The organism is Streptococcus sp. 263_SSPC, assembly GCF_001071995.1.
GTDB lineage: Bacteria > Bacillota > Bacilli > Lactobacillales > Aerococcaceae > Granulicatella.
This window is the reverse complement of record NZ_JVNU01000055.1, coordinates 37780-58222: the sequence shown is the minus strand read 5'-3', so window position 1 is coordinate 58222 and position 20443 is coordinate 37780. Positions and strand designations below refer to the sequence as shown.

At 38.9% G+C, this 20443-nt stretch carries 16 protein-coding genes; 13 read left to right on the top strand and 3 right to left on the bottom strand.

What is annotated here, in order from left to right:
• Both ADH02_RS08375 and ADH02_RS08370 read left to right on the top strand, forming a co-directional pair.
• Window positions 1-273, top strand: a 273-nt coding sequence (locus ADH02_RS08375; protein WP_048784121.1) for an LPXTG cell wall anchor domain-containing protein, incomplete at its 5' end; no start/stop codon positions are given.
• A 663-nt stretch (window positions 274-936) separates the two neighbouring features.
• A complete protein-coding gene (locus ADH02_RS08370) occupies window positions 937-1728 on the top strand; it encodes a DUF1189 family protein (protein WP_048784119.1) in 792 nt (263 codons plus the stop codon).
• A 306-nt stretch (window positions 1729-2034) separates the two neighbouring features.
• Here ADH02_RS08370 and ADH02_RS08365 read toward each other — a convergent pair whose 3' ends face one another.
• Entirely contained in the window at window positions 2035-3339 is a 1305-nt protein-coding gene (locus ADH02_RS08365) for a DEAD/DEAH box helicase (protein ID WP_048784117.1), read from the bottom strand.
• 174 nt (window positions 3340-3513) lie between these two features.
• On the opposite strand from ADH02_RS08365, the gene ADH02_RS08360 reads away from it, so the two are divergent.
• A complete protein-coding gene (locus tag ADH02_RS08360) occupies window positions 3514-4122 on the top strand; it encodes a superoxide dismutase (RefSeq protein ID WP_048784115.1) in 609 nt (202 codons plus the stop codon).
• A 28-nt stretch (window positions 4123-4150) separates the two neighbouring features.
• On the opposite strand, the gene ADH02_RS08355 is transcribed toward ADH02_RS08360, so the two are convergent.
• On the bottom strand, window positions 4151-6730 hold the full coding sequence (locus ADH02_RS08355) for a YfhO family protein (protein WP_048784114.1): 2580 nt from the start codon (window positions 6728-6730) through the stop codon (window positions 4151-4153).
• Between the two features lie 183 nt (window positions 6731-6913).
• On the opposite strand from ADH02_RS08355, the gene ADH02_RS08350 reads away from it, so the two are divergent.
• The 10 genes from ADH02_RS08350 to ADH02_RS08305 all read left to right on the top strand — a co-directional run bounded on the left by ADH02_RS08350 (window position 6914) and on the right by ADH02_RS08305 (window position 19483).
• Window positions 6914-8998: a peptidoglycan D,D-transpeptidase FtsI family protein gene (locus tag ADH02_RS08350; protein ID WP_239681754.1), complete on the top strand. Its 2085-nt coding sequence runs from the start codon at window positions 6914-6916 to the stop codon at window positions 8996-8998.
• A 129-nt stretch (window positions 8999-9127) separates the two neighbouring features.
• A complete protein-coding gene (locus ADH02_RS08345; RefSeq protein ID WP_048784110.1) occupies window positions 9128-9670 on the top strand; it encodes an NUDIX domain-containing protein in 543 nt (180 codons plus the stop codon).
• Between the two features lie 3 nt (window positions 9671-9673).
• Window positions 9674-9955, top strand: coding sequence for a hypothetical protein (locus ADH02_RS08340; protein WP_048784108.1), 282 nt, complete (start codon window positions 9674-9676; stop codon window positions 9953-9955).
• A 315-nt stretch (window positions 9956-10270) separates the two neighbouring features.
• Window positions 10271-11326: a phenylalanine--tRNA ligase subunit alpha gene (pheS, locus tag ADH02_RS08335; protein WP_048784107.1), complete on the top strand. Its 1056-nt coding sequence runs from the start codon at window positions 10271-10273 to the stop codon at window positions 11324-11326.
• A gap of 13 nt (window positions 11327-11339) precedes the next feature.
• Window positions 11340-13760: a phenylalanine--tRNA ligase subunit beta gene (pheT, locus tag ADH02_RS08330; protein WP_048784105.1), complete on the top strand. Its 2421-nt coding sequence runs from the start codon at window positions 11340-11342 to the stop codon at window positions 13758-13760.
• A gap of 470 nt (window positions 13761-14230) precedes the next feature.
• Complete coding sequence (locus ADH02_RS08325; RefSeq protein WP_048784103.1) at window positions 14231-15067, top strand: ABC transporter permease; 837 nt, start codon at window positions 14231-14233, stop codon at window positions 15065-15067.
• Window positions 15060-15839: an ABC transporter permease gene (locus tag ADH02_RS08320; protein ID WP_048784101.1), complete on the top strand. Its 780-nt coding sequence runs from the start codon at window positions 15060-15062 to the stop codon at window positions 15837-15839. The genes ADH02_RS08325 and ADH02_RS08320 overlap by 8 nt, the downstream gene beginning before the upstream one ends.
• Window positions 15840-15849: 10 nt before the next feature.
• Window positions 15850-16872: an ABC transporter ATP-binding protein gene (locus ADH02_RS08315; protein ID WP_048784100.1), complete on the top strand. Its 1023-nt coding sequence runs from the start codon at window positions 15850-15852 to the stop codon at window positions 16870-16872.
• A gap of 27 nt (window positions 16873-16899) precedes the next feature.
• A complete protein-coding gene (locus ADH02_RS08310; RefSeq protein WP_048784098.1) occupies window positions 16900-17985 on the top strand; it encodes an ABC transporter substrate-binding protein in 1086 nt (361 codons plus the stop codon).
• Window positions 17986-18145: 160 nt separating this feature from the next.
• Window positions 18146-19483: an amidohydrolase gene (locus ADH02_RS08305; protein ID WP_048784097.1), complete on the top strand. Its 1338-nt coding sequence runs from the start codon at window positions 18146-18148 to the stop codon at window positions 19481-19483.
• Between the two features lie 399 nt (window positions 19484-19882).
• Here ADH02_RS08305 and ADH02_RS08300 read toward each other — a convergent pair whose 3' ends face one another.
• A complete protein-coding gene (locus tag ADH02_RS08300) occupies window positions 19883-20440 on the bottom strand; it encodes a DUF1307 domain-containing protein (RefSeq protein ID WP_048784094.1) in 558 nt (185 codons plus the stop codon).
• Between the last annotated feature and the right edge of the window lie 3 nt (window positions 20441-20443).

The following is a 20443-nucleotide window of genomic DNA, read 5'->3' as shown; positions in this document are numbered from 1 at the left end:
CCAACAACAGCAGCTTCAGTAACAGAAGCTCCAACAACGGCGGCGCCAGTAACAGAAGCTCCAACAACGGCGGCGCCAGTAACAGAAGTTCCAACAACAGCAGCTTCAGTAACAGAAGCTCCAACAACGGCGGCTCCAGTAACAGAAGCATCTGCTAGTGCATCTGGACAAGAATTACCAAATACTGGTACAACAAAATCAGTCTCAATGGTTGTAGGAACTATTTTGGTAATCTTTGGAGGAGCAATCTTATTCAAACGTAAGAAAGCGTAAAACTCTTAATATTTAACAAGAACAATTTAAGAAGTAAAAATGTAGGTCTGCTACCTGATATGTATCCCCTTTACTGGAAAACTAGTAAAGGGGGTATTTATTTTGCGCTACTTATTGGAATTCAATATGAAATGTGTCGAATTATATCAATGAGGAATATGGGCTGACTCGCATGAAAGAGTTATGAAAAGGAGTTTCCGGAAAAACATACTTGTATTTGAAAAAATTGAATAATTCTCGGCCCTTTGGATTAGAGTACGTTAGAACACAAAGGAAATAGATGCTAGAGAAAAAATTGACATGCGTGCTACAGGTTTTAAATGGGGAAACTCTTACAGAATGAGAAAAAGGACGACCATTATCTAAGGAGCCAATTATGAATAAAGAAGTTATGACTGATAATCTTTTAGAATCCGAAAGAGAATTAGTTCAATTACGTGAACAAACTACATATTTAGAAGCTGAAATTGCTATTATAATAAACTGAGGATCTTGAAAAAAAGAACAGGAAGCTACGTTTCAAGCCACGAATGCAGCGTTAAGCAGGGGACTGAGAGAGAGGATTTTTAGGAATATCTTAGATATGCATTCTCATCGATTAACGCCCTTCTGTTGAAAAAATCGCTCTTTTTCTGTAAACTGTTCTCTATATAGGAGGCGCACATGACGATTAGAGAGTTTATTCAATTGAGTATTTTAAAACCTAATAAAATTTGGACAATTTTACAAAATCCACTGAAGAAAATTAAAGGAATCTTTTTCCTGCTCGTATTACTTCTTTCGATTCCTGGCTTTATTCGTGCAGGAAAAGATATCGCAAGCATGAATACGAATTTAGGAATCGTAGCAAAACAGTTCCCAGACCTCTCGATTCAAGGTGGGAAGTTATCGGCGGGTGAAAATACAGGATTTGTTTACCGTTCTGATGTTTTCAATATTGTATTTGACCCAAGTGGGAAGTCAACGGATAATGATGTGACGTCTGAATCTAGTCAAGGGATTCCATCCATCGGGATTTTACAAGACCATATTGTTGTAGACACCATCATTAATACCTCAAAATTTTCTTATGAAGGCTTAAACGGCTTTAATAAATCAAATGTAGAGCAGTTTATTCAAGAGTTCCAATCAAAATTGTGGATGGTATTTATCGGTGTTATGTTATTCGGCTTTGTTTATAATACGATTGTCGTTTATATTTTAATGATTATCATCAGCTTCGTCGTACGATTATTAACGGCGTTGTTTATGAGAGCCTACATTCAAATGCATCCAACCGTATCGAAACAGTTAACGATTGCTGCTATGTTCCTACCAGCAACCATCTATATGGTGATTGGCGTGTTAGGAATCGGCGGAGGAGTAGGGATGTTTATGTATCTACTAGTGACATCGACATTCAACTGGCTCCTTGGAATGCGAGAATTCATCGCTCAGCAAAATAAAAACCAATAAAAAATAACTCTTAGAAACCACGAACAAGTCGTTTCTAAGAGTTTTTCTTTTGACAAAATCGATAAAAAATAAATAGTAGAGACTAAATTTCTATACTGAGATTACGAAGAAATATACGGATTCTATAGTAATAGTGACGGGAAGTTGCATTAAAACGAATTAGGGGACGTAGGAATTTAATTCCGTACGTCCCCTTTGAGGCTTTAAAGGCGAGAGACACTAGGCTCGAGCTGGTGCCTCGTCACTATTACTATGAAGATATCCGTAAGGATTCTTCGTAATCGTCTAAATTAAAAATATTCTGTACTATTTATTTTTTGTACGATTTTGTCTACGCTGTTTCTGACGAATCTCTTGGCCAAGTTTTTTCTTGTACCCAGGTTTTACTTTTTTCTTCGCCTTCTTAATCATCCCTTTAAGACGAGGATCTAAGTCTTTCGATTGCGTATTTTTACGTTTCTCACGACGAGAGCGGTCATAACTTTCCACTAGCTCACCATTTTTCAATTCAACCGTTTCAAATGAGATGCCTTTTCCTTCTAATGTTTGGATGGCTTGTTCTTGATCTGGTGTGTAGAAGGTGATAGCTGTTCCTTCAAGACCATTACGTCCAGTACGTCCAACACGGTGAATGAAGAATTCTAATTCGCCAGGGATTTCTAAGTTGATGACATGAGAAACTCCTTCGATATCGATTCCACGTGCAGCAAGGTCGGTTGCGACAACGAATTGATAATCCATTTGTTGAATTTGTTTCATCACACGACGACGTTCTCTTGAAGGAATATCTCCGTGAATCGTTGCTACTTTGAAGTTATGGCTGCGAAGGTCTTTTGTCACTTCGTCTGCTTTTTGCTTCGTATTTACGAAAATAAGTACGAGGTAAGGATGTCCCATTACAAGTAACTGACGAAGAACGTCCATTGGATTTTGAGCCTTTGTAACTAGTAATTGGTTTTTAATCGTTGGTGAAACGAGTTGTGTATTCTCGATTTGAATCACCTTTGGATTGCCCAAGTATTTCTTCAAGAATGGTTTAATCTTATCTGGAATTGTTGCGGAGAAAACAGACATTTGTAAGTTTTCTGGCATACGAGACGCGATTTCATCGACAGTTTCTAAGAACCCTAAGTCAAATGTCATATCGGCTTCATCGACGACCATCATTTGAACGGTTTGAACGAAGAGCGCATTCTCTTGCATTAAATCGAAAATACGACCAGGTGTCCCAATCACGATATGAGGTTGGGTTTGTGTCAATTTTGCCACTTGTCGTTTTTTATCTGTACCACCGATACATTTTTCTAATAAGATTTCTGTATCACTAAATGAAATCAGTTGAGCTGCAACAGCGGTTAATTGCTCTGCGAGTTCACGACTTGGAACAGTAATCACTAGTTGCAATTCTTGACGGCTAGGGTCAATTTTATTGATAAGTGGTAATAGGAAACTGTGACTCTTTCCGCTCCCAGTTTGCGATTGACCAATCACAGATTCTCCTTTTAATAAAAGAGGAATGATACGTTCTTGAATAGGGGTTGGTTGTGTAAATTTTAAGTCAGCCAAGGCTTTTTGCAAATAGGGCTGTAATGCATAATCTGTAAATTTCATGTTTTCATCTCTTTTCTTTCTCTATGTAGCGGGATTATTATACCATAAATTAACGCGCTTGGGGGATTTGGGAGAGTGGGCATAATTTTTGCGTATCGTGTTTAGTGGGTGGTATGATGAATGAAGAAAGAAACAGTTTTCATAACTGTATTTAATTTTAGGAGGAATTTAGTAATGACTTATGAATTACCAAAATTAGAATACGCGTTTGACGCATTAGAACCACATTTTGATGCACGTACAATGGAAATCCACCATGACAAACATCACAATGCATATGTTACAAATTTAAACGCAGCGGTAGAAAAACACCCTGAATTATTCGAAAAAACAGTTGAAGAATTAATTAGCGATTTAGACGCTGTTCCTGAAGATATCCGTGTAGCTGTTCGCAACAATGGTGGCGGACATGCAAACCACAGCTTATTCTGGACTCAATTATCTCTTGATGGTGCAAAAGCTCCAGAAGGTGCTTTATTAGCAGCTATCAATGAAGCATTCGGAAGCTTCGAGGAATTCAAAAAAGTGTTTGCACAAGCAGCAGCAACTCGCTTTGGGTCAGGTTGGGCTTGGTTAGTACTTTCTAACGGAAAATTAGAAGTAGTTTCTACTCCAAACCAAGATAGCCCTCTATCAGAAGGTAAAACTCCATTGTTAGGATTAGATGTATGGGAACATGCATACTACCTAAACTACCAAAACCGTCGCCCAGATTATATTTCAGCATTCTGGAATGTTGTAAACTGGGATGAAGTAGCTCGCCGTTTTGAAGCTGCTAAATAATCTATAAAAAAACGAAGACCGGTGTCTCCTAAGAGGCATCGGTCTTTTTGCGTTTATATAAAATGTAACTGAGTAGTAGAAGTGAAGCAAGACTCACAAGACTTCCTTCCAGTAAGAATGGAGTCGTATAACGATACTCGATGTGGTGAGCTCCCTTGGAAATTGTAAATCCAAGCAGGCTATCCAAAATCTTGTAAGTTTGCACTTCTTGGCCGTCCACCCATACTTTCCAACCTTTAGAATAAGGAATTGTTGTAAGAACAGTCGAGTCTTCTAAGACATCCATTGTTCCTGAAAATTGAGTGGCTGAGAAAGTTTCCAGTTTTAACTCTTGTGCTTTCGTTTGTTCTAATCGTTCGTTTAAGAGAGTCGTGTTTAACGAGTAGAGACTAAGTTTAGAAAATTCAAAACCATCCGCTTTCACGATAATTTGAAGTGTTTGCGGGTGACCTTTTTGATTCTTGGCGACGCTGAGAAGAACGGGTTTTGATTGAACCGGATAAAAGGCATACGGTTCACCATTTAGTGTCATTTCCAAATCTTCTTCTCCAATCGTTCCTGCCATCTCTAAGTAAATCGGATCGTTGGTTTCAGGAGTAAAGGTCAGTGTGATTGTTCCAAATCGAGTATTGTCCTCTAATTGAACCCGCTGATACACAACAGGTGAGGCACTAATATTTTCGAAAGTCATCTCATAAGGCACTTTTGTGAAAATATTTTTTGGACTTGTTGTTCCACTAAGAGCATTCGCTAATTGATTTTGCATCGTAATCGGGTGGTTTGTTGGCACCTTCATTGATTTCAAGATAGCTTTCATCGGATATGCGATCGAGAGGGCGTTTGGATTTGTGACAATGTGTCCCTCGTCAAAGCTCGCGATTGTTGAGAAATCTTCCAAGTCTTTTCGTTCCCAACGTTCATTATAAGTGGCGTCTGTGGTCTCGATAAAGGTATTTTTGATACCCAGTAATGCATCCGTTAATAGAGTACCATTACTGTAGTTCACATAGGCGTTTCCTTGGCGGACTCCAATTGCATCAAAGAATCGTTCCGTTTCTTTTTCAAAGGTGGATGAAAAATGGGATACGCCATAAGTTGGAACTTGGAGGCTATCATTTTTCGAACGAAGCATCGTTTTCTCGCTGCGATAAAATTCATTTTCTGCAGGGCGTAATACAGTAGACCAGTTTTCTAATGATGATTGGTAAGCGCTGAATTCAGAATTCATCTCATAACCCAGTCTAGATAAGGTAATGATGCTGTTTAAGAGCAGTTCAATCACCACAAATGAAATCAGGAATTTTTGATGCATTCTTTTGCCACGTCCGATTAAAATGAGACTATACAAGATTCCCATGGAGAGCCCGAAGCCAAGCGCTATTTGCCAGCCTTGTAAATAGTCTTGTGGGAAGAGGATAAATCCAATACCCGCAGCTAAAATAAGGATGAAATAAACGAATGTCTCGCGAACACCAATAGTTGTTTTCTTCAGTGCCCATTGGTAGCCGAGAAAGACTATCCAGAAACTGAAGAGAAAGGAGAAACGATAGGAATACCAATTCGGGAATTGCCCCGCATGCCACAGCTTATCAAGCATCTCAATATTAAAGCTGATGAGGATGATAACCGTAATGAATAACGCGTAGAGACGTTGGAATAGGGAAATCCTTTTCTCTTTGAAGTAACCTAGGAAGCTAAATAAGGCCAGACTGCCTACAAAAATATTCGGATATCCTTTTTGCATTTCATGGAAGTCGAAACTACCGATAAAGAGTTTAGAAGCCATAAGTAGCGGATTATATTCAGACTTTAGACTCCAAGCGATGGTAGTCGCTGTCCCTTTGCTTCCAAGTAGACTATAAAATGTTGGGAGTAGAATGACTGTAATGAGTCCAACGGAAAGAACACTATAAAAGATAAATCGTCCAAATTGCTTTCCAAAGATCTTCCAAGAGAAAGTATCAACTGATGTTAAATAGGCATACGGGAAATAGAGGCCTAGAAAGAGGCAAATCATATATCCAGTATAGTAGTTACTCAAAATGGTGAGCGATAAAGGAAATACATAATATAACGGATTCCGTTTTTGTAAGAGTGCATCCACGCCAAGGATGATGAGTGGAAGGGCAATGAGGGCATCCAACCACATCACATTAAATTGGTTGGCTGAAAGATAACTCATAAATCCGTAAGAGAGTGCAAAGAGAAGCGCTGTTCCATTTCTTTGCTTGAATTTCACATCTAGCAACACTGCAAAGCTTACTGTACAAGAAACGAGTTTCAAGAAAATAAGAAGGGACACACCCATGGCGATTGCCGAACGAGGGATGAGTAAAAAGATCAGATTAAACGGACTCAGTAAATAGTACGACCATAAACTCACCATTTCACCACCGATAGATTTCGAAAAACTATAGAAGAATTGCTCCGGATGATGTAGGAGGGTGTCCTGGTAGTAACTAAAGAAGTCGACATATTGCTGTCCAAGGTCAATCGTCAACCATGTGTGATGTCCAAAGGGAATGATTGAAAATAGCAGAAAAATCGCTAAAATCATCACTGCTGGAATCAAAACACTGATCGTATAGTATTTCTTCTTTGTCATCATTTTTGCATGTATATCCTCCTTTCTAATCGTTACTGTTAGCATAGCATGAAAACACGGAGGCTGCACGGGAAATTAGTCTTTAATTCGAAAAAACTTAACTATTTTCTAACCCCTTTTTATACGGATTAGGGGAAGATTTGTGGTATACTATTATGAGTTACTAGAAAGTTTATGGAGTGTATTATGCTTACTAAAAGAAAATTTAAAAAGAAAAAGAAAAAATCACATATTCCATTTCGATTGAATTTATTATTTTTAATTGTATTCTTTTCGTTTATTGCCTTAGTAGCACGATTAGCGTTTATCCAATTAATTAAAGGTGAAGATTTCGTAGCACTTGTACGACGAACAGAAACGACAACAGCGAAAAAGTCTGTTCCTCGTGGCTCAATTTACGATAGTCAAGGGCGTGTTCTAGTAGGAAATAAGCCTAAACTTGCCATTAACTATACGAGACCCGCGGATGCAAAAATTTCTACGATGGTAGAGATTGCTAAGAAATTAACAACATTGATTTCTGTTGATGTGTCTGATTTGAAGGAACGTGATTTGAAGGATTACTGGGTTGCGACAAATCCAGATAAACTTGATAGTCTTCTTACAGCGGATGAGAAGAAGAAAATCGCGAAAGAAAATCTTTCAACAAGTCAAACGTATGAAATGCAATTGGAACATATTCCTGCCGACGAAATAAATTATAGCGATGCGGAAAAACAAGTGATTGCTATCTTTACAAAGATGAACAGTGCGTACGCTTTATCGACAGTGACACTTAAAAATGAAGGGGTCACAGAACAAGAAGTTGCTAAAATTAGCGAACGACTTGGAGAGCTTCGAGGAATCGATATCGATTCTGACTGGGATCGTGAGTACCCAATGGGGGATATGTTGAAGACTATCCTTGGAACTGTTTCATCTGAAAAAACGGGTCTTCCAGCGGATAGAGTAAAATCTTTACTAGCACAAGGATATTCACTCAATGATCGTGTGGGAACTAGCTATTTAGAAGAACAATATGAAACAGTACTTAGCGGAACTAAAACAGTCATGAAATCACAAACCAATACAAAGGGTGAAGTGGTCAATAGTAATGAAACTTACCCTGGAAAAGCAGGGTCAAATCTTATTCTAACAATTGATACCGAATTCCAGAAGAAACTAGAGGATATCGCTACAAACACTGTAAGAGAAATTACAAATGAAACAGCTGACCGAGTTTATATTGTTGTGATGAATCCAAAGAATGGTGATATTCTCGGGATTACAGGTAAAAAAATCAAATATAACGAAAACTTTGAAGCGGTTGGAATCGAGGATGATGCCTTGGGAGCTATCAATAATTCGTTTGGAATGGGGTCAGTTGTAAAACCTGCAACAGTTCTTTCAGGTTATATGGACGGGGCTATTACTTTAGAAAATAATACTATTTTAGATGAACCCATCGAATTTGAAGCGTCAGCGCCGAAGAGTTCATGGTTTAACAGGAATGGTCAAATCGAGTTGACAGATATTCAAGCACTGGAAAGGTCTTCAAACGTATATATGATTAAATTGGCTATGAAAATGGGCGGCCAATCTGAATATGTTAAAGGTGGAAGACTAAATATTAATCTAAGTTTATTTGATAAATTGCGTGAATATTATGCACAGTTTGGTTTAGGAGTTAGAACAGGAATTGATTTGCCAAATGAAGGTAAAGGGATAAATGGTGGAACAGCAGATGCTTTCTCTGCACTGGACTTTGCGTACGGACAGTTCGACTTATATACTCCATTACAATTAGCACAATATATTTCAACAATTGCCAATAACGGTATTCGTGTAGCTCCAAGATTAGTTAAGGAAATTCATGAAACTAGCAAATCAGGTGGCATTGGAAATTTAGAGACAACACTTCCTATCAAAGTGATGAACTCTTTACAAGTTAGTCAAGAGGTATTAAACCATGTGAAGGAAGGTCTCTATTTAGTAACACATGGTGAAAATGGGACATCTATTGCACCATTTAAAGATTTTTCACCAGTAGTAGTAGGAAAGTCTGGTACAGCAGAAGCGTTTTATGGTGGACCAGTTCCAAAATATCAACAAGTAGCTGTTGATAATGCCACATTTATTTCTTACGCTCCAAAAGATAATCCGGAAATTGCTGTAGCAGTAGTGGCTCCTTATTATAAAGGTGGAGCGCCATTAGACTTTGGGGCAAAGATAGCTAAAAAAGTTTATGAAGTCTATTTCAATCAAAATGGAAATAGGCAAGCTAATAGATAATTGTTTAATTTATAAACTACTAAAAACTGAGTGATTTAAAACACTCAGTTTTTTTCGATTAAAGATTGGTAAAATCGATTGTTGAAAGACGTAAAACCAATTATAATAAAGCAAAATGGAGGCGAAATTATGGACTTTACAGAAAAAACAATTCAACGAGATGTTAAATATTCAGGACGCATTTTTACAGTGACGCAAGATATCGTGGAACTACCTAATGGAAAAACTTCTACGCGAGACCTTGTGTTCCATACAGGAGCAGTAGCGGTACTTGTCATTCGTGACGGAAAGATGTTACTCGTTCGTCAATATAGAAAGCCGTTAGAAATGCATTTCTTAGAAATTCCAGCGGGTAAATTAGACTCGAAGGAAGAAGTGCCTCTAGAAGCCGCAAAACGTGAATTAGAAGAAGAAACAAATCTTGTTGCAAGTGAATGGGTGAAGATAATGGAAATGGTCTCAACGCCTGGATTCTGCGACGAGAAAATCACATTATTCCAAGCAAAAAATGTAACTATCAAAGAAGATGCGAAACCTGCAGACGAAGATGAATTTGTTGAAATCTTATGGATGCCGCTAGAAGAAGTGGTGCAAAAAATCCAAGCAGGCGAAATTTCAGATGCAAAAACGATTATTGCAGCACAATACGCTTGGATGCATAAAGGAGAATAATCAATGCCAAATGAACCTTTATTAACGAGAAAATCGTATAAAGAACAATTAGAAAAACAGAATCGAGAGTTAGAAGAACTAGAAACTAGGCAAGAGCGAAGAGACAGTCGTGGACGCTCTTATGAAAGACAAGAAGAGTTTCATTCTGAACGTGAGGAAGAAAGTGTACACGTATACCGTACTCCAAAATCAGGACTAAAAAAGTACAACCATTTTCTAAACGTTTGGCTTATGTCAGTAGTGATTCTTTTAATTATTATACTTGCGATTCAAATCTTCTTTTAGAATAATTTTCCTTTTCATTTTCACGTCGTTATGATAGGATAAAGCATATATAGAAAACACATTGATGGAAAAGGGTTTTTAACAAAGCTTTTCAGGGAGGAAGATCCTGACTGCAAGTCTTCCAAGTCACGTTTCAAACTTTTCACTTCCGGAGTGACCATTGGGATTCACTGATGAATAATGGTTCGGGTCGCCCCCGTTAACAGCGTCCAAGTGTCTTGAGATGGTCTCAAGGAACAAGGGTGGTACCGCGAAATTTCGTCCCTTATAGTCTATTGGCTATAAGGGATTTTTATTTTTATAAGGAGGAATACAATGAATTTAGAAGAAATGAAAGTACAGTTTGATGCGATTCGTAAAGATGTGCTTGCTTCATTAGAAGAAGTGAAAACATTAAAAGAGCTCGATCAAATTCGTGTACAACAACTAGGGAAAAAAGGACCAATCACAGAAGTTCTTAAAAACATTAAAAACTTAGCCAACGAAGAGAAACCAAAAGTGGGGGCTCTTGCCAATGAATTACGTTCTGTCTTAGAAGAAAAAATCGCTTCTGTTAAAGAAGTATTAGAGGCAAAAGCGTTAGAAGAAGCGTTACAATCTGAAACAATCGACGTTACAATGCCAGGACGTCCAATGGAACGTGGAACTGCGCACGTATTAGCGCACGTTCAAGACCAAGTAGAAGATTTCTTCATCGGCCTTGGATACCAAGTCGTAGAAGGGCCAGAAGTGGAATCAGACCACTATAACTTCGAGATGATGAACTTGCCAAAAGATCACCCAGCTCGTGACATGCAAGACACATTCTACATCACTCCAGAGTACTTACTTCGTACACAAACTTCTCCAGTACAAGCTCGTACAATGGAAAAACATGACTTTACAAAAGGCCCATTGAAGATGTTAAGTCCAGGTCGTGTATTCCGTCGTGATAACGATGATGCGACACACTCACATCAGTTCTATCAAATCGAAGGTCTTGTGATCGATAAACACATTACGATGTCAGACTTAAAAGGAACTCTTGCGGCATTTGCCAAAGAAATGTTCGGGGAAGACCGTGAAGTGCGTCTTCGTCCAAGTTACTTCCCATTCACTGAGCCATCTCTAGAAGTGGATATTAGCTGCTTCAAATGTGGTGGTGAAGGCTGTTCTGTATGTAAAGGAACAGGTTGGATTGAAGTATTAGGTAGTGGTATGGTGCATCCAAACGTGCTTGAAGCTGCTGGTGTGGATTCAAGTGTTTACGGTGGATTTGCCTTCGGGTTAGGTCAAGACCGTATCGCGATGTTGAAATATGGTATTGAAGATATTCGTTCATTATATACAAACGATGTGCGTTTCTTAAGCCAATTTACGAAAGAATCATAAGAGGAGGAAGAACATGAAATTATCATACGAATGGTTAAATGAATATATTGATTTATCACAAATCACTCCTCAAGAATTAGGAGAAAAAATGTCTCGTACAGGGATTGAAGTTGATAGCGTAACGGTTCCAGGCGAAGGATTAAAAGGACTAGTGGTTGGTCTAGCAACAGAAGTCGTTGACCATCCAGATTCAGATCACTTACACGTTGTTACAGTTGAAGTAGGACAAGACGAGCCACTTCAAATCGTGTGTGGCGCTCCAAATATCGCAGCAGGCCAAAAGGTGATCGTGGCAACTCACGGTGCACGCATTGCCGGCGGTCATAAAATTAAACGTGGGAAATTACGTGGCGTAGAATCTCAAGGAATGATTTGTTCATTGCAAGAAATCGGCGTGCCAAGTAACTTAGTACCAAAAGAATACGAAGATGGAATTTATGTGTTCACAGATGACAGCATTGAAGTGGGAAGCGACGCAGTTCATGCATTAGCGCTTGATTCAGCGATTGTGGAACTCGACATCACTGCTAACCGTTCTGATGCGTTAAGCATGCGCGGTTCTGTTCACGAAATTGGTGCGATTTACAACTTGAAGAACAATTTAGAACCAGATGCATTCGAAAAAGGAACTTCTTCTGAAATTCCAGGCGTTGTTACAGTTTCTGTAGAAAACGAAGCAGACGCTCCTGCATACCACGCATTCTTAATCGAAGGCGTTAAAGTGGCTCCAAGTCCACAATGGATGCAAAACCGTTTAATCGCAGCTGGGGTTCGTCCAATCAATAATTTAGTGGACGTAACAAACTACATCTTAATGGAATACGGTCAACCACTTCATGCATTTGACTACGATAAATTACCTGAAAAAGCCATCCATGTTCGTCGCGCAACTGAAGGCGAAACATTAGTGACTTTAGATGGGGAAGAACGTACACTAGAAAACGAAATCGTGATTACTTCAGGCGGCAAACCAGTCGCATTAGCTGGGGTAATGGGTGGATTGGACACTGAAATCTCAGACGAAACAACTACAGTGTTATTAGAAGCGGCCTTATTCGATCCTAAAGCAGTTCGTCTTGCGTCACAAAAACATAACTTACGTAGTGAATCAAGTGCTCGTTTTGAAAAAGGCATTAACAAAGCAACAATCGTTCAAGCTGGGAAACGCGCTGCGGAATTGATTGCCGAACTTGGTGGCGGAACAGTGAAAGAAGAATTTGCTTCTGTACAAAGCTATGACTTAGAATTACCAGTTGTAAGCATCACTCTAGAACGTTTAAACCACGTGTTAGGAACGAGCTTAACACTAGATGAAGTGAAACAAGTATTTGCACAATTAGAATATCCAACAACTGTAGAAGGAACTCGTTTCGACGTGACAATCCCTGCATGGAGATTTGATATTTCTATCGAAGCAGACTTAGTGGAAGAAGTAGGACGTATTTACGGATACGACAAGATTCCTGCAACATTACCAACAACTGAAAGTACAGTGGGTGGCTTAACAGACAAACAGCGCTTCATCCGTTACACTCGTCAATTCATGCAAGGAGCTGGACTTTCACAAGCGTATACTTATGCCTTAACAACTCCAGAGAAATCAAAATGGTTTACGAAGAAAGACGCAACAAGCGTGCGTTTAAGCTGGCCAATGAGTGAAGATCGTAGCGAATTACGTCAATCACTATTACCAAGTTTATTAGAAGCCGTTCAATACAATGTGGCTCGTTCACAAAACAACGTAAAATTATTCGAAGCAGGCCGTGTGTTCAAGTTAGGTACTGCTGGCAATGAAGATTTCATCGAGAACGAAGTCATTGCGGGTATTTTAACAGGAGACGTGACAAGTGCGAACTGGAACCATAAAGCAGAGAAAGTGGATTTCTATGTGGTAAAAGGAATTCTAGAAGCGTACTTCGCACAACTAGACTGCTTAGACCGTGTACGTTTCGAGCCTTTAACAGACATCGAAGAATTACACCCCGGACAAACAGCGCGTATTCTTATAGACGGCGAAGCGATTGGTTTAATTGGTAAAGTTCATCCAACGGTTCAAAAAGCATTAGACTTACAAGACACATTCGTCTTCGAGTTAGATGTGGAACCATTACTTGAAGCAAACTTACAAGAAGCAGTGATTCAATCTGTTGCGAAATATCCAAGCATGACGCGCGATATCGCGATCTTAGCACCAACTTCATTAACTCATGCTGAGTTAGTGGATGTCATCCGTGCAAATGCTGGTGAGTTCTTATCAAAAGTAACGTTATTCGACGTTTATAAAGGGGAACACGTGCCAGAAGGATTCCAATCATTAGCGTATTCATTATTGTTTGTGAACCGCAATGCGACGTTGGAAGAGGATGTTATTAAGTCCGCCATGACTCGCGTAGAAGAAGCATTAGTTGCTTTAGAAAACGTATCTATTCGATAAAATAAAGTAAGTACGAAGATTATTTTATGTAGTACTATAAAAACTTAGATTACCTTCGGTTATCTTCATAATAACGACAATAGCTGTACCGGACTGAGCCTCAAACGAATGCTAGGAAATAAATTTCTAGCATCCGTAATTCGCATCGGTTACTAGTCGCTATTGTTGTTATTACAGAAACCGAGGTAATCTTTGTTTTTATACATAAGATAGATAATCTTCGTACTTTTTTATTGTGATAGTTTATAAAGAGCTAATACTTCTTCTACGCTCGTTGAGATGGAAGGGGAGAAGACGACATTACCAAATATGGTAATTACCATATTTGGTAATGTCGGATTGAAAAGGAATTGAAACACGAATTAAATAGAGCGTATATAAAATTTTGTTTGGAAATTTTTGGAACTGTATTGAAAATTATTCAATTTAGGCATATAATATAAGTCTAAAAACGAACAAGGAGATGTGTTATGAAAAAGAACGTTCGATATACGTTGCTCTTTCCTGGGATTGTGCTTTTATGCTTTTTCTTAGTGCTTCCGTTGCTAAGTAGCTTGATTCCAACGGTTTTCCCAGAAAGTAGTTTTTCTTTGCAACTGTATATTGATTTTTTCAAAGATTCCTATTTTATGGCGGTGTTAGGACGTACGCTTAGTATTTCCTTGATCGTTACTATTTTTTGTGCTGTTTTGGGCTTGCCTGCAGCATATGTTATTTCTGGAGTATCGAAGAAATGGAGAGGGATTCTGATTGCGTTAACGCTATTCCCACTTTTAACAAACTCTGTTATTCGAAGCTTTGCATGGATTACGATTCTTGGTAAAAACGGAGTTATTAATAATTTACTCATGATGTTTGGCCTGATTCATGAGCCAATGTCACTCTTATATACAGACTTCTCGATTATTATCGGTTCGGTTTATTTATTTTTACCAACGATGATTATGACGCTTGTAGGGATTCTGGAAAATATTGATGATGATCTACTTGAAGCTGCGGCAACGCTTGGGCTAAGTCCTTTAAAAGGCTTCTTCAAGATTATTTTGCCACTATCGCTTCCGGGGATGATTGTCGGAAGTATTCTCGTATTTACAGGGACACTTACCGCATATACAACTCCACAATTATTAGGTGGAAATAAAAAGATGATGTTAGCGACATTACTTTACCAACGCGCGACAACGCTTGGTGATTGGACAAGTGCGAGTGTGATTGCGCTTGTCATGATTGTGATTACATTTGCCGTGATGAAGGCATTGAATCTCTTAGCGAAATCGATGGATAAGCGAGGTGGAGACATTGCGTAAAAATAAATTACTAACAATGATTGCGACTGTTGTCTTCTTATTCCTATTCTTACCACTCGTGATTATCGTGATTACTTCCTTTGGGACAGAAGCGATTATTACCTTCCCGATTAAAGGATTTACCATCGACTGGTATATTATGGCGCTTACGTCAAAAGCCTTTATGTCGAGCTTACAACTCAGCTTACTTGTGGGCGTTGTGGCAACACTCCTTGCATTAGTCATTGGAGTGCCAGCAGCGTATGTATTATCAAGAGACAAATTTAAAGGGAAGAAGTTAATGAAGGATTTCTTCTTATCGCCAACGATGATTCCGGGGATTGTCGTAGGGTATTCCCTCTATCAAATGATTGTTGTGAGTTTTAAATTCCCAATTCTACCTGGACTGCTCATTGGTCACTTCCTTATTAGTATTCCATATGTGATTCGTGTCGTTGGCTCTAGTATGGAACAAGTTGATGTTTCGATGGAGGAAGCCGCGTGGACGCTTGGATGTACGAAGAAGAGAGCTTTTGCGACAGTACTCTTACCAAATATCACTTCAGGAATTTTCGCGGCGTTTATGCTAGCGTTTGTGAACTCATTTAACAACGTTCCAGTATCGATGTTCTTATCTGGTCCAGGAGTGACCATGCTTCCAACGACTTTATTAAGTTACATGGAATTCAACTACGATCCATCTGTTTCAGCATTATCCGTAATTTTAATGTTTGTAACGATGGGGATTATGATTGCGATTGAAAAAACGTTGGGCTTAGCTTCCATTTCATAAGGAGAAAGATATGTCATTTGTAAAATTAACAGATGTAAATATGATCTATGATAATAAGCATCATATTTTAAAAGATTTGAATTTATCGATTGAAAAAGGGGAATTAGTTTCCTTGCTCGGTCCGAGTGGCTGTGGGAAAACGACGACGCTTCGTATTGTAGCCGGACTTCTCAGTCAAAATAGCGGAACCTTCGAATTAGACGGTGAGGATATGACAAAAGTGCCTGTCCATCACAGACAGTTCGGGATGGTATTTCAAAGTTACGCATTATTTCCACATTTAACAGTGGCTGAAAATGTAGCGTTCGGATTGAAAGTGAGAAAAGAAAGTAAATCAGTGATTGATGGGAAAGTTGCTAAAATGCTTGAAGTGTGCGGATTAGCAGAACTTGGCGATCGCTATCCAAAACAACTTTCAGGTGGCCAAAGACAACGTGTAGCCCTTGCCAGAGCGCTTGTTATTGAACCAAAACTCTTACTACTCGATGAGCCGTTAAGTAACTTGGATGCCAAACTTAGACTTCAAATGCGTCTAGAAATCAAACGCATCCAGCAACAATTCAAGATTACGACTTTATTCGTAACGCACGACCAAGAAGAATGTTTCTCAATATCGGATAAGGTAGCTGTCATGAATAATGGGATTATCGAACAATACGGTACTCCTGAAGAAATTTATCAACATCCAACCACTGAGTTTGTTGCTCGTTTCATTGGATTTGAAAACTTTATCAAAGGAACGGTTCAAGCAAATCACAAGGTTCAATTGTCGAATGGACTTGTTTTAGAAACGATGGAACATGCCAAGGAAGGCGATGTGACCGTAACGATTCGTCCCGATCATATTGAGCTCTTAAACGAGGGTGACGGCGTTCTATCGGGTGAAATTTTAGTAAGAACCTTCATTGGAAAAGCATATCAGTATGAAGTGAAAACGGAAGTGGGCGTGCTTCTTGTAAACAACCCAGCCGTTTTAGAAGTAGGAACGAAAGTCTCTCTAGCGTTCCCTAAAGATCATGTCATTGTGTTATAAAATAAAAAAATTAAGGAGTGTACACACATGAAAAAATCAATTGCAGGTATTGCAGTAGCGTCGTTATTAGTCTTAGCAGGTTGCGGAAATAGCCAAGCGAATTTACCAAAGAATGATGCAACAACAGCAGGTGGAGATGCTTCCAAAGGGGCATCTACTGAATTAGTCGTATCAACATTCGGATTAAGCCAAGATATCGTTGAACGTGATATTATCAATCCATTTGCCGAAGCGAATGGCGTTAAAGTGACGTTAGAAGTTGGGAATGCATCAGAACGTTTAACAAAAGTTCAAAGTGGTGGAAGCAACATCGACGTTATCGAATTATCACAATCAGGTTCTACAAAAGGAACAACTGAAGGATTATTTGAAACCGTAACTGAAAAAGAAATTCCAAACCTTGCGTTATTAACAGATGGCGCTAAAGAAGTGTTCCAAAACGGCGGAGGAATTCCATTCTCTATTAACAGTATTGCGATTGTTTACGATAAAGAAAAATTAGGTCGTGAAATTAAAGATTGGAGCGACTTATGGTCAGAAGATTTGAAAGGCAAAGTGGCAATTCCTGACATCACAACAACAGGTGGTCCATTATTCTTATCTGTAGCGGCTGATAAAGGCGGTAAAGCTCTTAAAGACGATAAAGGTGCAGCAGCCTTCAAAGCGCTTGAAGAATTAAAACCAAATATCGTTAAAACATATTCTAAATCAAGTGACTTAGCAAATATGTTCCAAGCAGGCGAAGTGCAAGTGGCAGTCGTTGTAGACTTTGCGATTCCTACTGTACAAAAAGCAAATAGCAATGTCGTTTCTGTTGTTCCTGAATCTGGAACTTATGCAAACTACAACACAGTGAACATCGTTAAAGATGCGAAAAACAAAGAAAATGCGTACAAATATGTTAACTTCCGTATCAGTGCTGAAAACCAAGCAGTAAAAGCAAAATCATTGAGTGAAGCTCCTGTTAATAAAGATGTGAAATTAGCAGATAACGAAGTGAAAACAATGACTTATGGGGACGTTGCAAAACGTGCGAAAACAGTTGATTTCAAACTTGTAAACGAAAACCTTAAATCTTGGATTGACCAATGGAATAAAATCTTAAACCAATAATAGGATTTTGAATTTTATTTAAGGACAGATCAGAATAAAGAGTAGACGAAGCCGCTAGAGAGTTATTAGACTGGCGACTTTGTTCTTCTAATGCGAGTTTTGATTGTTCTTATAATGGAATTCAATTAGAATAAAGAAGACAGGAAAGGGAGTGGCAGTAATGAGAATCGGTTATAAAAATGCATGGATTTTAACGATGGATGATGCCTTTACAGAGTACCGAAGTGGGTATTTAGTGATGGAGGAGCACTCGATTGTTGAAGTAGGTGCGATGGATCAATTTGAGGAGAGTAAGGCAGAGGAGTGGATAGATGCGCATGGTGGAATCCTGCTTCCTGGATTCGTGAACGCTCATACGCATTGCGGGATGATTCCGTTTCGCTCATTAGGAGACGATTGTCCAGACCGCCTCAGACGCTTCCTATTTCCGCTAGAACAAGAAGTGGTTGATGAACCGTTAATTGCCAAGAGCACGGCCTATGCGATTGCAGAGATGCAGCTGGCAGGGGTGACTGCGATGTGTGATATGTATTATTTTGAAGACGCCGTTGCGAGAGTCGCAAAAGAAATGAAGATGCGTTCTCTAGTAGGCGAAACGATTATCGATATGAAGACGCCCGATAGTAAAAATACAGATGAAGCTTTAGCGTATACCCAAACGTTTGTTGATAAATGGAAAGAGGATGAACTCGTACACCCATTAATTGCCCCTCATGCTCCGAATACAAATACCGAAGAAGTGATGAGAGCGATTCTAGCGTTTGCAAAAGAAAACCAAGTTCCTATTACTCTTCATGTTTCTGAGATGACGTACGAGATGGATTATTTCCGTAAAACCTATAACCAAACACCAATCGAATTTTTAGAGTCACTTGGATTTTTCGAAGTGCAGGTCATTCTAGCACACGGTATCTTGATGACGGAATCCGATGTCGAAATTCTGGCTAAGTATCCAAAAGTCAGCGTTGTTCATTGTATCGGCGCCAATACGAAGTCTGCCAAAGGAGTCGCACCGATTCGAAGTTTACTAGACCATGGTGTGACCGTTGGACTAGGTACGGACGGGCCAAGTAGCGGCAATACGCTGGATTTATTTACACAAATGCGAATGGTAGCTAATTTCCATAAAACGCATCTGAAGGATCGTAGCGCGTTCCCTTCAAAAGAAATCGTGGCTTTGGCGACAAGAGGCGGGGCAAAAGCGCTTGGACTCGACAAAGAAGTTGGAACGCTTGAAGCAGGCAAAAAAGCGGATGTGGTGCTTGTCGAAACATCCTCAGTGAATATGTTCCCTGTGCATGATGCGTATGCGGCCTTGGTGTATTCAGCCAATGCCTCTAATGTTCAAGATGTATGGATTAATGGGGAAAGAGTTGTGGATAATAAGAAGCTAGTGAATGGTTCGCTAGAAGGGTTGCAAAGAGCGTTGAAAGAGGGAATGGTCACCTTTGAAAAGCGCGCGGTAGAACTATCTGCCCAATTATCATTCGAAAAATAAATAATGTCAGTACGAAGATTATTTTATGTAGTACTATAAAACCTTAGATTAACTTCGGTTATCTTCATAATAACGACAATAGCTGTAGCGGATTGAGCCTCAAAGATTCTCTAGAAAATAAATTTTCAAGAGAATCTAATTCGCATCGGTTACTAGTCGCTATTGTTGTTATTATAGAAACCGAGGTAATCTTTGTTTTTATACATCAGATAGATAATCTTCGTACTTTTTTATTGTGCGAGTTAAAACAGGAATACTTCTACTGCTCTCGCTAAAAGTAAGAGAAGAGAAAAGAAATTATCATATATGATAATTTTTGTTACATCCTAAAATTTAGACAAGAAAACAGCACCAAGGGCCCTTAAAGAGAGTCTTTGGTTGCTGTTCATTTAGTTGAGTTTATTGTTTAACATAACCATTATCAAGTAATTTTTTAACGGCTTCGCTATATATTAAGTTTTCAGCTTTTGTATCTGGAAATCCTTTTGGATCGCGTCTGTGGAGTTCTTCCCTATCAATATTATTGTAATCAATTTTTAGAGTATGAATGTAAATACCATCTTTTTGAGAGATAGTTGTTTCAAAGCCTTTTACACCATCATAAAGAGCTTGTCTTTTCTTCATTATTTTTTGAATTTCTTCTTCAGTTTTCCCCATCTCTTTAGGATTGAAAGTATAAACAGCATCCTGTTTGTATACGATATCGTCTTTGAAATAGTATTTTATGGTTGTAGTACGTCCTTTTTCTTCTTTCTTATATACTGCTTCGCCATCTTTTGGTAGAGCGTCTGTTGCCGCTTGTTTATTGGATGCTACTTGTGTGGTTGGAGCAGTTGTAGTTGCTTGAGCGGCTTGTGAAGTCTGCTCTGTGCTGCTTGTTGAAGATTTTTGTCCGCACGCCGCAAGTACAAAAACTGAAGAGAGTAATACAAGCGAATTTTTCAATAATTTATTCATTGT